The organism is Enterobacter sp. R-1.6.2, from assembly GCF_035064085.1.
Lineage (GTDB): Bacteria > Pseudomonadota > Gammaproteobacteria > Enterobacterales > Enterobacteriaceae > Enterobacter > Enterobacter asburiae_B.
Genome location: NZ_JASEYI010000001.1, coordinates 210,081 through 223,569, shown reverse-complemented (window position 1 = coordinate 223,569; position 13,489 = coordinate 210,081). Strand labels below are relative to the sequence as shown.

Sequence of the window (13,489 nt, the reverse complement as noted above, 5' to 3'; positions counted from 1 at the left end):
ATGACAATTATTGAAACGGCCACTGCGCCACAGGCGCAACAGCAGAATAATCTTCTGCTGGATGTGAAAGACCTCCGCGTGACCTTTAAAACGCCGGACGGGGATGTTACCGCCGTCAACGATCTCAACTTCAACCTGCGCGCGGGCGAAACGCTGGGGATCGTGGGGGAGTCCGGTTCCGGAAAATCGCAGACCGCTTTTGCGCTGATGGGCCTGCTGGCTGCTAACGGTGTGATTGGGGGCTCCGCTAAATTCAACGGTCGCGAAATCCTCAACCTGCCGGAACACGAGCTGAACAAGCTGCGCGCTGAGCAGATTTCGATGATTTTCCAGGATCCTATGACCTCGCTGAACCCGTATATGCGTGTAGGCGAGCAGCTGATGGAGGTCCTGATGCTGCACAAAGGCCTGGGCAAAGCGGAGGCCTTTGAAGAGTCGGTCAAAATGCTGGATGCGGTGAAAATGCCTGAAGCGCGCAAGCGTATGCGCATGTTCCCGCACGAGTTTTCTGGCGGTATGCGTCAGCGCGTGATGATTGCGATGGCGCTGCTGTGCCGGCCAAAGCTGCTGATTGCCGATGAACCTACCACCGCGCTGGACGTTACCGTTCAGGCGCAGATCATGACCCTGTTGAACGAGCTGAAGCGCGAGTTCAACACGGCGATTATCATGATCACTCACGACCTGGGCGTGGTGGCGGGCATCTGTGACAAAGTGCTGGTGATGTACGCCGGTCGTACCATGGAATACGGCAAAGCGCGCGATGTCTTCTATCAGCCAGCCCATCCGTACTCGATTGGTCTGCTGAACGCGGTACCGCGTCTTGATGCGGAAGGGGAATCCCTGCTCACCATTCCGGGCAACCCGCCAAACCTGCTGCGTCTGCCGAAAGGCTGTCCGTTCCAGCCGCGCTGCCCGCACGCGATGGAAATCTGCAACAGCGCTCCGCCGCTGGAAGAGTTTGCACCAGGCCGTCTGCGCGCCTGCTTTAAGCCGCAGGAGGAGCTGGTATGAACGCATTAGATGAAAAACGCAACGTGCTGCTCGAAATCGCCGATCTTAAAGTGCATTTCGACATCAAAGACGGCAAACAGTGGTTCTGGCAGCCGCCGAAGACCCTGAAAGCGGTGGACGGCGTCACGCTGCGCCTGTACGAAGGGGAAACCCTGGGCGTGGTGGGAGAGTCCGGCTGCGGTAAATCGACCTTTGCGCGAGCCATTATCGGTCTGGTCAAAGCCACCGACGGTAAAGTGGCCTGGCTGGGTAAAGATCTGCTGGGCATGAAGCCCGACGAGTGGCGCGAGGTGCGCAGCGATATCCAGATGATTTTCCAGGATCCGCTGGCATCATTAAACCCGCGCATGACCATCGGTGAGATTATTGCCGAGCCGCTGCGCACCTATCATCCGAAAATGTCTCGTCAGGAAGTGCGCGATCGCGTGAAGGCGATGATGATGAAAGTCGGCCTGTTGCCAAACCTCATCAACCGCTATCCGCATGAGTTCTCCGGCGGTCAGTGCCAGCGTATTGGTATTGCCCGTGCGCTGATCCTCGAACCGAAGCTGATTATCTGCGATGAGCCGGTTTCCGCGCTGGACGTGTCCATTCAGGCGCAGGTGGTTAACCTGCTGCAGAAACTGCAGCGCGAAATGGGGCTGTCGCTGATCTTCATCGCGCATGACCTGGCCGTGGTTAAACACATCTCTGACCGCGTGCTGGTAATGTATCTGGGGCATGCCGTGGAGCTGGGCACCTATGACGAGGTGTACCATAATCCATTGCATCCATACACCAGAGCGTTGATGTCCGCGGTGCCGATCCCCGATCCGGATCTGGAAAAGAATAAAACCATCCAGCTTCTGGAAGGGGAATTACCCTCACCGATTAACCCGCCGTCAGGCTGCGTCTTCCGCACGCGCTGCCCGATGGCCGGGCCGGAATGTGCTAAAACGCGACCGGTTCTGGAAGGCAGTTTCCGACATGCGGTTTCCTGCCTGAAAGTAGACCCGTTATAATCGCAAGGGCTGACATCATGTCAGCCCTTATTTTTTGCGAGGTAACTGTGTCGCGTTTATTCACGTCAGCCCGTCGGCGGCTTTATCATTTTTTATTCGATCCTGAAACGGTTTCCGGGCGACGCTTCGAAGGTCTGTGCGGTTTATTTGCGCTCCTCAGCGTGGTAGTTATCTTTATTGAATCGGGTGCCGGGACGCAATACCACCTGACGTTTGACGAATGGCATATTTTTGTCTGGCTTGAGCTGGCGATTACCCTGGTTTTTACCGCTGAATATCTCCTCCGGGTAATAGCCTGGCCCAACCCGGCCAGATATGTTTTCAGCTTCTGGGGATTTATCGATTTAGCCACCATCCTGCCGCTCTATGTCATGTGGCTGTGGCCGGAGATCAGCCTGAGTTATGTCTTTGCCTGGCGCGCGATGCGCGTGATTCGGGTATTACGTATTCTGAAATTGCTGCGTTTTATGCCGTCATTACGCGTGTTCTGGAGTGCGATCGTCAGCGCCCGGCATCAGCTTATTTTGTTCTACTCGTTTATTGCCATCGTCATGATTGTTTTTGGCGCGCTGATGTATTTAATAGAAGGGCCTAAATATGGCTTTACGACGCTCAATGCGTCCGTCTACTGGGCCATTGTGACCGTCACGACCGTGGGCTACGGAGATATTACGCCCCATACGCCACTGGGGCGCATCGTGGCGTCCGTGCTGATTTTGATTGGCTATTCGGTGATTGCGATCCCGACGGGACTTATTACCACACATATGAGCAGCGCCTTCCAGAACCGCAAGCAGCAGCGCAAGTGTCCTCATTGCCAGCAGGGCGAACATGAACACAGCGCGCGGTTTTGTTACCGCTGCGGCAGTGAATTGCCGGAGTAAATAAAAAAGGCTGCAATCGCAGCCTTTTTTATTATTCGCGCCAGAGGATATGGCACAGCTTGTGGTCTTTCTCGCGACAGAGCAGAACGCGCGCGAAAATATCGTTAATTTCGCCGCCGTCTTCATCGGCCAGCCCAATCACCACTTCGGCAAAGAAGTCAGGATTCAGGTCGAAATCCACATGCTCAGCCCAGTCTTCTGAAGGGTCGAACAATTCAGCGCCGCCGCGCTCTTCGAACTGCAGATTAAAGAGGATCACGTCTGCGGGATCGAGGTTATCAACCGCCAGTTCGAGAAAAATGTCATAGGCCTGCTCGAGCGTTTCGTCTTCGGTCAGGCGATTGTTCAGATCCATTTCCATGATGACTACCTGTTTAACATCGTTGGGCACGTTTTACAGCAACGGACTAAAGAAGTAAAACAGTCGTTCGGCAATTCTCTGCCACATCGGACGTTTTACCCACAGTCTGGCATCCAGCAGCCGCGAGCGGGAGATATAATCATCCTGCACCGCTGCGAGGTCGCCGCCAAAGCCGGCATCATCAATGACCAGCGTGATTTCAAAGTTAAGCCACAGGCTACGCATATCCAGGTTGACCGTTCCCACCAGGCTCAGCTCACCGTCGACGAGAACGCTCTTGGTGTGGAGCAATCCGCCTTCAAACTGGTAAATTTTCACCCCTGCTGCCAGCAGTTCGCTGAAGAATGCCCGGCTGGCCCAGCCCACCAGTAGGGAGTCATTTTTGCGTGGCAAAATGATGCTCACATCGACACCGCGCTGCGCGGCGGTACAGATCGCGTGCAGGAGGTCGTCGCTGGGGACAAAGTAGGGCGTCGTCATGATCAGATATTCACGCGCCGAGTAGGTTGCCGTCAGCAGCGCCTGATGGATTAAGTCCTCCGGGAAGCCCGGCCCGGAAGCAATAGTATGAATGGTGTGACCGCTCGCCTCTTCAAACGGCATGATATTGCCGTCCGGCGGTGGCGGCAGGATACGCTTGCCGGTCTCTATTTCCCAGTCGCAGGAATAAACGATGCCCATCGAGGTGGCAATCGGCCCCTCCATTCGCGCCATCAAATCAACCCATTGACCTACGCCCGAGTCCTGTTTGAAGAAGCGCGGGTCAACCATATTCATGCTGCCGGTGTAGGCAATATAGTTATCGATCATGATCATTTTGCGATGCTGACGGAGATCCATCCTGCGCAGAAACACGCGCAGGAGATTTACCTTCAGCGCTTCAACCACTTCGATCCCGGCATTACGCATCATGCCCGCCCAGGGGCTACGGAAAAATGCCACGCTACCCGCGGAGTCAAGCATCAGGCGGCAATGAATGCCGCGCCGCGCGGCGGCCATCAGCGACTCAGCGACCTGGTCAGCCATCCCGCCGGGCTGCCAGATATAAAAAACCATCTCGATATTATGACGAGCCAGCTGAATATCGCGGATTAACGCCTGCATGACGTCGTCGGACGAGGTCAGCAGCTGCAGTTGATTGCCCTTAACGCCGCCAATCCCCTGGCGGCGCTCGCAGAGCTTAAACAGTGAGGAGGCGACGCTGCTGTTCTCCTCGGCAAAAATATGTTTGCAGGCCTTAAGATCGTTCAGCCACTTCGCTGTGGAGGGCCACATGGCACGGGCGCGCTCGGCGCGGCGTTTACCCAGATGAAGTTCACCGAAAGAGAGATAGGCAATAATTCCCACCAGCGGGAGGATATAAATGATCAGAAGCCAGGCCATGGCAGAGGGTACGGCTCTGCGCTTCATCAGGATGCGTAATGTCACACCCGCGATTAACAGCCAGTATCCCAAAATGACCAGCCAACTCACCACGGTGTAGAAGGTTGTCATAGGTAAAAAAATCCTTTTGAAAGCGTATTGTTATGAGTGTACGCATCAGGATTCATCTGGCAAATAAAAACGCCAGGTAAAAGCGCTGGTTTGCTGCCGGGTTGGGTTTATAATGGCGACTCTGTAAGTTAAAGAGTTGTAGACATGAAGCGCAGTAGAACAGAAGTAGGGCGCTGGCGCATGTTGCGACAGGTGAGTCGTCGCAAGGCTCGTTGGCTGGAAGCACAATCCCGCCGCAATATGCGTATTCACGCCATCAGAAAATGTGGATTGACCAGACACCGCAATGCGTTGCTGTTCGCAGTCCAGGATATCTGAACCATGAGGGCACCGTAACGGGTGCCCGCTGATTTTATAGCGTCTTATTTTTTAGGAATAGCGTATTTGCAGCGATATTCCTGTTGTGTTTAGCAAAAGGAGGGAGAAGTGTTTGCGGAGTTTGGCGTACTGAATTTCTGGACGTATGTTGTCGGCGCGTTTTTTATCGTGCTGGTGCCAGGGCCGAATACCCTGTTTGTGCTCAAAACCGGGATCGGTCACGGCGTTAAAAAAGGGTATCTTGCCGCCACGGGCGTATTTATCGGCGATGCGGTGCTGATGTTTCTGGCCTGGGCGGGCGTCGCGGCATTAATCCAGACCACGCCGGTATTGTTTAATATCGTGCGCTATCTCGGGGCCTTCTATCTGCTCTGGCTGGGCGGCAAAATGCTCTGGTCAGTGGTGAACCGCCAGAAAAATGCGAATGAGAGCGGCCCCGAACCGGCCAGTATGATCATGAAACGTTCGCTGGTATTAAGCCTGACCAATCCCAAAGCGATTCTGTTCTACGTATCGTTCTTCGTTCAGTTCATTGACGTGAATGCACAGAGTACCGGAACTTCTTTCCTGATCCTCGCGACGACGCTGGAGTTGATAAGCTTTATGTACATGAGCTTCCTGATCTTCTCCGGCGCGTTTGTCACGCGTTATCTGAAAACGAAAAAGAAACTGGCAAAGCTGGGGAACGGGCTGATAGGGCTGCTGTTTGTCGGGTTTGCGGCGAGGCTAGCGTCGCTGCATTGATGGTTTGAAAGGCTCCTGAGGGAGCTTTTTTTATTATGTTTGACAACCCCTCATCGGTTAGTTGTATAGTACAACTAACCGATGAGGGCACAACATGCACAGCGAAACCCCGGTAGTCAGTGTTATTCGACGTTCCTCGCGCCTTATGGTGCGAGAGTTAGGTTTTATGGCCTCGACCCTGGCCTCAACGAATTACTCACCGTCGGCCGTCCATACCCTGGTCGAAATAGCCCTACGCAAAGAGATGACGGCGAGTCAGCTGGTGCAGCTGCTGGGTCTGGATAAATCCAGCGTCAGCCGGATGCTGGCTCGCCTGATTGCCGCGGGCGAACTCGAGGAAGTGACTTCACGTGAAGATGCGAGAGCGAAGAGCCTCAGGCTGACCGCGAAAGGTCATGAGACGGTCAGTAAAATTAATACCTTTAGCAACGAGCGCGTGGTCTCAGCAATAAAGAGTCTTGCTCCTGTCCAGCAGCAGACCATCTCTGAAGGACTCTCCCTTTATGCCAACGCGCTGCTGGCGTGCCGTGAGACGGGTAGCGACACGCGGCCCGACGAGCTCTCGATACTGGAGGGATATATTCCCGGTATGATTGGCCGTGTCGCGGAGATGCACGGGGTCTATTACGCGCGCGAGCACCATTTTGGCCGCTTTTTTGAGGCTAAAGTGGCTACGGGAGTTGCGGAATTTAGTGACCGCCTGGATAAGCCATGCAACCAGATCTGGCTGGCAGTGATGAACGGCAGGATAGTGGGGTCAGTGGCGATAGACGGCGAGGATTTAGCGCCAGGTGAAGCCCATCTGCGCTGGTTTATTCTCGACGATGGCTGCCGGGGACACGGGGTGGGGAAAAAGCTGCTGACCGAAGCTATGCGCTTTTGCGACAGCGTAGGTTTCTCTGCCGTGCATCTCTGGACATTCAATAAGCTGACCGCCGCACGACGTTTATACGAATCGTTTGGATTTACGCTCGTTAAAGAGTGGGAGGGCGATCAGTGGGGAACCCTTATAACGGAGCAGCAGTTTACCCGGCGCAGAGACGCGTAACTTCCACCATAAAAAAGGCTCCTTTCGGAGCCGCTTTGGTTTCAGAACACTTTCTTATACGGTCGAACCGTCACTTTCGCATACACACCTGCGGCAACATACGGATCTGCGTCAGCCCAAGCCTGAGCGCTTTCCTGAGATTCAAACTCAGCAATCACTGTGGAACCGGCAAAACCGGCGGCGCCAGGATCGTTGCTGTCTACTGCAGGCATTGGGCCGGCGGTCAGTAAACGGCCTTCATCCTGGAGCAGCTGCAAACGTGCCAGATGCGCAGGGCGCACAGCCTGGCGTTTTTCGAGCGAATCAGCAACATCTTCAGAGTAAATCACGTAAAACACGGCGAAGCTCCTTAACCGGTAAAAGTGTCAGTTACGTTATGTGAAAGGGCAAACGACTGCAATGTAAAATAAAAACAATGTTAATACCCTGATCTGAATGCGCCTTTTTTGGCCTCTCATGCGCTAAAGTTGCGCCAGAACAAAGTGTCTTATTGAATATGATTGCTATTTGCATTTAAAATCAGTGTTCGGTTTTTTAACGTTGATGATTATGACTTCGATGACCCTTGATTTACCTCGCCGCTTCCCCTGGCCGACGCTGCTTTCTGTCGTGATTCACGGTGCTGTTGTGGCGGGTTTGCTGTATACCTCGGTTCATCAGGTTATTGAAATGCCCGCGCCCGCGCAGCCGATTTCGGTGACGATGGTATCGCCAGCGGATCTCGAACCGCCGCAGGCTGCACCTCCGCCACCGCAGCCGGTGGCTGAACCTGAGCCAGAGCCCGAGCCTGTTCCGCCGCCACCGAAGGAAGCGCCGGTGGTGATCCACAAGCCTGAACCGAAGCCAAAACCTAAGCCGAAGCCAAAACCGGTGAAGAAGGTCGAGGAGCGTCCGAAACGCGAGGAACGTCCGGTTGAACCACGTGCGACCCAGACGGTCGAGAATGCGGCGCCTTCGCGTCCGGTGATGAATAACACCGCAACCGCGCCTAAGCCGACAGTCAGTGCCCCTGCGGGCCCGCGCGCGCTGAGTCGCAACCAGCCTCAGTATCCGGCGCGAGCGCAGGCCTTACGTATTGAAGGCCGCGTACGGGTTAAATTTGACGTCACTGCCGATGGCCGCGTGGATAACGTGGAAATCTTGTCCGCTCAGCCTTCCAATATGTTTGAGCGCGAAGTGAAATCGGCGATGCGCAGATGGCGCTATGAAGCCGGAAAACCGGGCAGCGGACTGATTGTGAATATTGTTTTCCGCCTGAACGGCGGGGCGCAGATGGAATAAAAAAAGCCTCCTGATGGAGGCTTTTTTTTGCCTGTCAATCAGGCCTGCGGAAGTTGACGAGGTTTTCCCTCGCTATCCACTGCAACATAAATAAACAGCGCTTCAGTGGCCTTATAACGCTGTCCAATGGGTTCAGAAGAGACTTTCTTAACCCATACTTCGATGTTGATTGAAATAGAGGTGTTGCCGCGTTTGACGCAGCGCGCGTAGCAGCAAACCACATCTCCCACCGCAACCGGGCGCAGGAAGGTCATGCCGTCCACTCGCACAGTCACCACGCGCCCGTGGGCAATCTCTTTTGCCAGAATTGCGCCGCCCATATCCATCTGCGACATCAGCCAGCCGCCAAAAATATCGCCATTGGCATTGGTGTCAGCGGGCATTGCCAGTGTGCGTAAAACCAGTTCGCCCTGCGGGGCGTTAGTTGTTGTCATTGTTTTAACTCGTAACGGAAGACTTCAGGCGGGATGCTACTATGATTTCACAGCGGAGAGAATAGACCAGAACGCCTGTCATAGACGTTCTGGTCAGTCATTAATCAGTGCTTGTCGTCCTGCGGCATGTGGCGATAGATGTATACGCCGCTTAACAGCGTGAAGATAAGCGTCAGCCCGGTCAGGCCGAAGACCTTAAAGTTGACCCAGATATTCTGCGGCAGCCAGAAGGCAATATAGATATTGGCAAGACCACAGAGAATAAAGAAGACCGCCCAGGCGATATTCAGACGGGACCAGACTTCCTGAGGCAGCGTCAGCTCTTTGCCCAGCATGCGCTGGATCAGCGGCTTTTTCATGACCCACTGGCTAATTAACAATGCGCCCGCAAACAACGCGTAAATAACGGTCACTTTCCACTTAATAAATTTATCATTGTGGAAGAACAGCGTAAGCCCGCCGAACACGGCGACCAGGACGAACGTTATCAGCGCCATCTTTTCGACTTTACGATAGCGCACCCAGCTGTAGATGAGTACAACAGCGGTCGCAACGATCAGCGCAGTGGTCGCGGCATAAATGTCATACAGCTTATAAAAAGCAAAAAAGACCACGAGCGGTAAAAAATCAAGAAACTGCTTCATTCTGTGATTCCATCTTCTGAGCGGGGCGGGAGGCAGCGATGCCGCCCGCCTCAGGATTACTGACGAATTAACATATACAGGCGGAACAGATAGACCAGCAGTACCGCTGAAATCAGGTTGCTCAGCGTATTCGCCACTACCGCACCAACATTTGGCGTTAATACCGCAAAATTCGGTGCAAACAACAGCAGGAGCGTTTTGGCGAGCAGCCAGCCGATCACGGCGGGAGCCACCAGACGCATATTCGCCCATGCCAGTCTGATGCTGCTGCGCATCGCGGTAAAAATCCCCATCTTATCTTGCACGACCATCACAGGCGCAAATGAAAGCACGATAGCCAGTAATACGCCCGGCACCACGACCAGCATAATCCCCATTTGCACCAGCAGGGTGGTTAAAAAGATCAGGATAAACAGCTTAGGTAAGACTGGCGCACTGGCACCAATCGCCCGTAAGGCGCTGACCCGGTGACCCGCCGAGACCAGCTGAATCATCAGCAAAACGCCGCCCGCCAGAACCGCATTACCAATCAGGCCTGAGAACGTGGATGCGGCAGACGCCCGCAGCAGAATCTGCTGCTGCTCCGGCGTCATGTTTTGCACCAGTTCAAACAGCCCCACGCTGCCGGCAAGATGGTCGCCCTGGCTCAGGCTGGCAATCTGTTCTTCACTCGGTGAGAAGGCATGGCCCAGCACCACCGTGATAAAGGCACATAGCAACGCGATCAGTAAAAAGGTTATGAACTGATTGCGGAAAAAGTTTCCCGTGTCACGGTAGACAGACTTCGCCGTGATAGACATGCACTCTCCTTGAGTATTGCAGGTGTTAATTAGCCGGCAATTGTACACCGGATGCACCTGCTGTGGCAGCATCAAGGCTTGTATGGAAAAGCATATCTTTGTAAAGCGGCGGTAATCCAACGCGCGCCCGGGCGCGATTGCAGGCTTCGTTGACCTGCCCATCTTCCCCCGACATGGCAAATTCCCGACACGGGCTGGGCCGGTCATCATAGATAGAACACCGGGTAGAGACCCCGGGCTCACCCTGTAGCGCCACGCAGCGGGCCTGCTTTTGGTTTGTGCCGCTCATGCAGCGCAGAAAGGGCGTTAACGGCTCAGTAAGATGAACCGGAACGGTACCGCCGCCATCGCTGGCTTCGGCCCAGTAGAAAGAGACTCGAAAATACGCACAACAGGCTCCGCACGTCATGCACGGGTTGATATCACTCATGGCACACCTGCTAAAGAAGAACGCATCAAATCAACTTGTGAGAGCGATAAATTATCCAGCCGTCAGAGGAAGAGCAAGAGGGGAAAAAGGGAAAATTTTGTAACCGTGAAATGCCAAAAATTGACATGGAAACAACTTATCGCTTTTGGACGCGTAACAAAAAATTAATCCAGATCAATGAATGTTAAGTTACTGGTTTTAATGTGATCTGTAGCAGATCACTTATTACTCATTTGTGAGTATATTCTCATCCGCGATTAAAACCACAACGATGGAGCGGATATGAAAAAATTAGCGGTGGCAGCCCTTGTATTAAGCAGTCTCTCTGGCGGCGCGTATGCGCATGAAGCAGGCGAATTCTTTATTCGTGCCGGTTCGGCTACGGTTCGCCCGACTGAAGGATCGGATAACGTGCTGGGTATGGGCGGTTTTAACGTCAGTAATAACACCCAGTTAGGGTTAACGTTCACTTATATGGCGACGGAAAACGTTGGTGTTGAGCTTCTGGCTGCAACGCCGTTCCGTCATCGCGTGGGTCTGGGCGCAACCGGTGATATCGCTACGGTTCACCATTTACCGCCAACGCTGATGGCGCAATGGTACTTTGGCGATGCCAGCAGCAAGGTGCGTCCTTATATTGGCGCCGGTGTGAACTACACCACCTTCTTTGACGAGAAGTTTAACGATACCGGTAAAGAGGCCGGTCTGACTGACCTTAGCCTGAAAGATTCATGGGGTATGGCGGGGCAGGTCGGTCTGGACTATCTGATTAACCGCGACTGGCTGATTAACGCCTCGGTCTGGTACATGGATATTGATACGGACGTACGCTTCAAGGCGGGCGGTCAGCAGCAAAGTATCAATACTCGCCTGGATCCGTGGGTGTTTATGTTCTCTGCGGGTTATCGTTTCTGATCCCCCGTCAAACTGGCCACAGGGTGGCCAGTTTGCTTTGCTCACTTCAAAACGACGGATAAACCGGCCGCTCATCAAGCTTTACGCAGTGCCTCAGGATCTTTTCCCCATCGTATAAATAGCTGAAAGCGTCGCTGGACAGGGAATGGAAAAGAATATCGCCGTTGGCAAACGGGATAATTTCGGTATCTCCCGCACGTTTATGTCCCGCACCGGTTTCAAAATGACCTTGCCATCGTTCCTGGGTATGTTCATAAACGTGCAGAATGATCTCGACAAGTCCTCTTTGCGGACAATTAAGGCGCAGGAAGGTAGAAGAGAAATTCAGGGACAGCGCATGGAAGGGAATCAATAAGCCGAAAACCAGTAAAGCTCGTAAATACATCAAACCGCGAAAACCTCCTTCAAAAGGGAAGTGAGATTTTACTTAAGTCAAAAATCGCGTTTTTGCCGTGGATCAAGATGTCTTATAATTCAATACGATAAAGGCCCCTCACGAGGCCCTTAGCGATCATTTTTGAATCAAATAGCGAATGGTCGGGCCATCCTGCTGGATATCCAGCACCGTGTAGCCGTGGTTTTTCGCATCCAGCGGAATGTTGTTGATGGACTGCGGACAGTCGCTGACCACTTCCAGAATTTCCCCTTTTTTGAGCTGCGGTAGGGCTTCAAGCGTGGCAACAGCCGGATAAGGGCAGGGTTCACCGACCATATCCAGACGGTAATCGGGCACGATCTCTTTCATGCAGCATTCTCCTGGGTTTCTGTTTTAACACTCGCGCGACGGAAGAAGCGTTTCTCCTGCGCGACAACCAGTAAAAAAGCGACCAGCAGCAGGGCATAGGTGACCAGCAGGCCGCCGAGAGGGCCGAAGGTGCTCAGCAGGTTGACCTTGTCCCAGCTCGTGGCAAGCGCCGGGGACAGATCGTCCCAGAAGTACGCCAGGATCGTCGAGCCGATAACATTTCCCAGCCCCACCCACCAGTAATGCACCTGACCTTCAACGGCGCGGTACATCCAGCCGGTTTCGCATCCGCCAGCCAGTACGATCCCGAAGCCGAACAGCAGGCCGCCAATCACCGCATTTGGGCCAGCCCACATGATTTTCGGTTCAACGCCCAGCTGAACATAGCTGAAGATACCGATGGCGCTGACCGCCATCCCGGCGATAATCGCCTTCGCCATCATCGTGCGGCCGGTGATCCACATATCGCGAAACGCGGAGGTAAAGCAGATCTGCGCGCGTTCAATGAGCAGACCAAAACCCACGCCGAAAAGCATCGCCAGGCCGAGTTTGGGCTGATTCATCGCAGTGCAAAGCGCCCAGGCGACCATAGCCAAAAAGACCAGCATACCGAGGCGGAAACGGCGACGCGCCTGGTCCGGCTTCTGGGTTAACGGAGACGCTGCGCTGACTTTTGTCATTTTCACCGGAATGCGGAACAGCGGCAGCAGGGTAAATTTGGCACCGAAGTAAGAGCCGATGGCCGTGGCGACAGCAAAGAACCAGGCGTGAAGCGAAAACTGAGGAATACCCGTAAAGAAAGCGGCCAGGTTACAGCCCATCGCCAGACGGGCGCCAAACCCGGCAATGATACCGCCGACCACCGCCTGCATTATGCGAATACGGCTTTTGGGCATCCGCAACTTAACGTTGTTTGCCCACAGCGCCGCGGCGAAACAGCCGCCGAACATGCCGACGATCATCATCCCGTCGATGCGGGTAAGCGGCGTGCCGTCCAGATGAATGAGTTTAAAGTAACCCCACTCTTCGGTATGCACGCCAGCGAGCTGTAGCAATTGACCACCCCAGCGGGTGAACTCGCCGGTCACGGCCCAGAAGGTGCCGGTAATACCGAAATAGTAGGTAGAGAGAATGCCTGCCGCGATAACGGCCGGAACAGGTGACCAGAACTTAACCAGGTAAGCCTGTTTAAAGGATTGCCATGACATGAATAAGCCTCTGAACTCAGAAGGATTAAAGATAAAAAAGAGTCCAGATCATACGCTTGCACGCCAGAATGGAAAGCCATTCACGCCGAAAATATCGACGGGATCAATTTTGAGGTAATCCGTTGTAGAAGGTGGGGAAGGAAGGGTAACCGTCTGGCAGGAAGCCAG

General features: G+C 53.9%; 19 protein-coding genes. 9 read left to right on the top strand and 10 right to left on the bottom strand.

Translation table 11 applies throughout. From position 1 onward, the window contains the following. The 3 genes from QMN93_RS01060 to QMN93_RS01050 are packed head-to-tail and all read left to right on the top strand — an operon-like array spanning window position 1 to window position 2,899. Entirely contained in the window at window positions 1–1,014 is a 1,014-nt protein-coding gene (locus tag QMN93_RS01060; protein ID WP_023312095.1) for an ABC transporter ATP-binding protein, read from the top strand. After that, window positions 1,011–2,015, top strand: a complete 1,005-nt coding sequence (oppF, locus tag QMN93_RS01055) for a murein tripeptide/oligopeptide ABC transporter ATP-binding protein OppF (RefSeq protein ID WP_023312094.1) — start codon at window positions 1,011–1,013, stop codon at window positions 2,013–2,015. The genes QMN93_RS01060 and oppF overlap by 4 nt, the downstream gene beginning before the upstream one ends. Before the next feature lie 47 nt (window positions 2,016–2,062). Next, window positions 2,063–2,899 (top strand): ion transporter, encoded by an 837-nt coding sequence (locus tag QMN93_RS01050; protein ID WP_048980119.1) that lies wholly within the window; start codon window positions 2,063–2,065, stop codon window positions 2,897–2,899. Between the two features lie 31 nt (window positions 2,900–2,930). Here the strand turns inward: QMN93_RS01050 and QMN93_RS01045 are convergent, their stop codons facing one another. Then, window positions 2,931–3,260: an HI1450 family dsDNA-mimic protein gene (locus tag QMN93_RS01045; protein ID WP_006810881.1), complete on the bottom strand. Its 330-nt coding sequence runs from the start codon at window positions 3,258–3,260 to the stop codon at window positions 2,931–2,933. Window positions 3,261–3,293: 33 nt separating this feature from the next. Beyond that, window positions 3,294–4,754, bottom strand: coding sequence for a cardiolipin synthase (gene cls / locus QMN93_RS01040; RefSeq protein WP_029741729.1), 1,461 nt, complete (start codon window positions 4,752–4,754; stop codon window positions 3,294–3,296). A 144-nt stretch (window positions 4,755–4,898) separates the two neighbouring features. Between cls and QMN93_RS01035 the strand changes: the two genes are divergently transcribed. The 3 genes from QMN93_RS01035 to QMN93_RS01025 all read left to right on the top strand — a co-directional run bounded on the left by QMN93_RS01035 (window position 4,899) and on the right by QMN93_RS01025 (window position 6,864). Then, window positions 4,899–5,072, top strand: a complete 174-nt coding sequence (locus tag QMN93_RS01035) for a YciY family protein (protein WP_086379783.1) — start codon at window positions 4,899–4,901, stop codon at window positions 5,070–5,072. 108 nt (window positions 5,073–5,180) lie between these two features. Beyond that, window positions 5,181–5,816: a leucine efflux protein LeuE gene (leuE, locus tag QMN93_RS01030; RefSeq protein WP_033145755.1), complete on the top strand. Its 636-nt coding sequence runs from the start codon at window positions 5,181–5,183 to the stop codon at window positions 5,814–5,816. Window positions 5,817–5,910: 94 nt separating this feature from the next. After that, a complete protein-coding gene (locus QMN93_RS01025) occupies window positions 5,911–6,864 on the top strand; it encodes a helix-turn-helix domain-containing GNAT family N-acetyltransferase (RefSeq protein WP_182383678.1) in 954 nt (317 codons plus the stop codon). 41 nt (window positions 6,865–6,905) lie between these two features. Here the strand turns inward: QMN93_RS01025 and QMN93_RS01020 are convergent, their stop codons facing one another. Next, window positions 6,906–7,202: a YciI family protein gene (locus tag QMN93_RS01020; protein ID WP_029741731.1), complete on the bottom strand. Its 297-nt coding sequence runs from the start codon at window positions 7,200–7,202 to the stop codon at window positions 6,906–6,908. 220 nt (window positions 7,203–7,422) lie between these two features. On the opposite strand from QMN93_RS01020, the gene tonB reads away from it, so the two are divergent. Beyond that, window positions 7,423–8,145, top strand: coding sequence for a TonB system transport protein TonB (tonB, locus tag QMN93_RS01015; protein WP_058841307.1), 723 nt, complete (start codon window positions 7,423–7,425; stop codon window positions 8,143–8,145). Between the two features lie 38 nt (window positions 8,146–8,183). Here the strand turns inward: tonB and yciA are convergent, their stop codons facing one another. The 4 genes from yciA to QMN93_RS00995 form a co-directional block, all read right to left on the bottom strand. Continuing rightward, window positions 8,184–8,579: an acyl-CoA thioester hydrolase YciA gene (gene yciA, locus QMN93_RS01010; protein WP_008502796.1), complete on the bottom strand. Its 396-nt coding sequence runs from the start codon at window positions 8,577–8,579 to the stop codon at window positions 8,184–8,186. A gap of 104 nt (window positions 8,580–8,683) precedes the next feature. After that, entirely contained in the window at window positions 8,684–9,223 is a 540-nt protein-coding gene (locus QMN93_RS01005) for a septation protein A (RefSeq protein WP_193139400.1), read from the bottom strand. Between the two features lie 56 nt (window positions 9,224–9,279). Next, a complete protein-coding gene (locus QMN93_RS01000) occupies window positions 9,280–10,023 on the bottom strand; it encodes a YciC family protein (RefSeq protein WP_033145752.1) in 744 nt (247 codons plus the stop codon). Window positions 10,024–10,048: 25 nt separating this feature from the next. Continuing rightward, complete coding sequence (locus QMN93_RS00995) at window positions 10,049–10,453, bottom strand: YkgJ family cysteine cluster protein (RefSeq protein ID WP_047651122.1); 405 nt, start codon at window positions 10,451–10,453, stop codon at window positions 10,049–10,051. On the opposite strand from QMN93_RS00995, the gene QMN93_RS00990 reads away from it, so the two are divergent. Further along, on the top strand, window positions 10,346–10,621 hold the full coding sequence (locus QMN93_RS00990; RefSeq protein WP_166670513.1) for a hypothetical protein: 276 nt from the start codon (window positions 10,346–10,348) through the stop codon (window positions 10,619–10,621). The genes QMN93_RS00995 and QMN93_RS00990 overlap by 108 nt on opposite strands. A gap of 114 nt (window positions 10,622–10,735) precedes the next feature. Then, window positions 10,736–11,368, top strand: a complete 633-nt coding sequence (gene ompW / locus QMN93_RS00985) for an outer membrane protein OmpW (protein ID WP_023312086.1) — start codon at window positions 10,736–10,738, stop codon at window positions 11,366–11,368. 46 nt (window positions 11,369–11,414) lie between these two features. On the opposite strand, the gene QMN93_RS00980 is transcribed toward ompW, so the two are convergent. The 3 genes from QMN93_RS00980 to yedE all read right to left on the bottom strand — a co-directional run bounded on the left by QMN93_RS00980 (window position 11,415) and on the right by yedE (window position 13,321). Further along, window positions 11,415–11,753: a hypothetical protein gene (locus tag QMN93_RS00980; protein ID WP_182383676.1), complete on the bottom strand. Its 339-nt coding sequence runs from the start codon at window positions 11,751–11,753 to the stop codon at window positions 11,415–11,417. Between the two features lie 126 nt (window positions 11,754–11,879). Next, a complete protein-coding gene (gene yedF / locus QMN93_RS00975; protein ID WP_003856774.1) occupies window positions 11,880–12,113 on the bottom strand; it encodes a sulfurtransferase-like selenium metabolism protein YedF in 234 nt (77 codons plus the stop codon). Beyond that, window positions 12,110–13,321: a selenium metabolism membrane protein YedE/FdhT gene (gene yedE, locus QMN93_RS00970; protein WP_048979139.1), complete on the bottom strand. Its 1,212-nt coding sequence runs from the start codon at window positions 13,319–13,321 to the stop codon at window positions 12,110–12,112. Before yedE ends, yedF begins: the two co-directional genes overlap by 4 nt. Between the last annotated feature and the right edge of the window lie 168 nt (window positions 13,322–13,489).